Annotated in this window: 1 protein-coding gene; it reads right to left on the bottom strand. The window is 63.5% G+C overall.

Annotated features, from left to right (window positions below; translation table 11 throughout):
• Positions 1-1,212, bottom strand: a 1,212-nt coding sequence (locus ACG2LG_RS23885) for an RHS repeat-associated core domain-containing protein (protein ID WP_396263383.1), incomplete at both ends; no start/stop codon positions are given.

Below are 1,212 nucleotides of genomic sequence, written 5' to 3'. Positions count from 1 at the left end.
TCGCTCATCGACGAATCGTAGGCGTATGCCGCAAACCCCAGCACATCCACCCGGTTCACCGGGTCCCCGTGGGCGTAGAGATACAGGTTCAGACTTTCATTTTCCCCCAGCGGCTCGCGGCTCATCCACTGACCGGTCACCGAATCGAAGTAGCGGTGGCCGAAGTAATACAAGCCCGTCTCCTTGTCTTGATACTTCGTGGCGTATCTCCACGGGTTCGCATCCGCCATCTCGCCCGTGGCCTCGATCAGCTCACCGAACGGTCCATACCAATACTCCGCGACCAGATTGCCCAGATCGTCGCTCAGGCCAACGATATGCCCGCTGCCGTCATAGAGCGGATAGAAGTCCCGCGTCGTCTGCCCGCGCGTCTCGCGCGTCAGCAGCAGTCCGCCCGCACCACCTGCCGACCCGTCGGCGATGTCCGGACCCCAGACATACTTGCGATCGAAGAGCAGGTTGCCAAACGCATCCTCGTGGCGCTCGTAGAGCAGATCCCAGCCGTCCCACACGAACCAAATCGTCCTCCGCTCGACGGGGTCGCCGTCTTCGAAGCGAGTGACGACTTTCTTGAAGCGGCGGCCCTCCGCATCGTAGTCAAACTCCACATCCCACCCTTCAGGCGCACTCAGCCGGTCGCGTGTCGCCGCCCGCGCCAGGCGATTGCGACCATCCCACCCGTAGTCCCACAGCGCCGAACTGTCCCGGTTGCCATCGTCATCGTAGGTGAAGTTCTCCGTTTCCGGCGGAAACCAAAGCTGCCCCTTCAGTTCGGACACCGCGTCGGGGAAGGCACCGGCATCGCCACCGTTCTCAATGACGCCTTTCACCTCCCATCCGACCCAGCCGCCCGCCGATCCGGGATGCCCGAGCGGCACCGCCGCGAAGCCGTCGAAGTCATCCGGTGCGGGGTTGAGTTCCACGCCGTTGATCCAGACACGCGCGGCGGGATCGGCCGTGACGTAAAGAAGCTTCGGCACCTGCGGGTGAACCATTTGCAGGAAGCGGTTCAGCGTGTCGCCCACGTTGCCCGCAAAATCCGTGCGGCGTCCGATACCATCGGACGCGTAGCTGAAGATCTTTGAGGGCACGTTGGGGTCAGTCGGATCGAAGACTGCTCCCGCGAGCTGGCCGTCCCCACCGTCGCCCCCGCGATAGCTGTAGGTCCAGGTGCCCCGATTGGTCACGACCGTCTTGCGCCTGCCCTTCGTG

This window comes from Haloferula sp. A504, assembly GCF_044385805.1.
In the GTDB taxonomy this organism is placed as follows: domain Bacteria; phylum Verrucomicrobiota; class Verrucomicrobiia; order Verrucomicrobiales; family Akkermansiaceae; genus Haloferula.
This window is presented reverse-complemented; position numbering and strand designations above follow the sequence as displayed.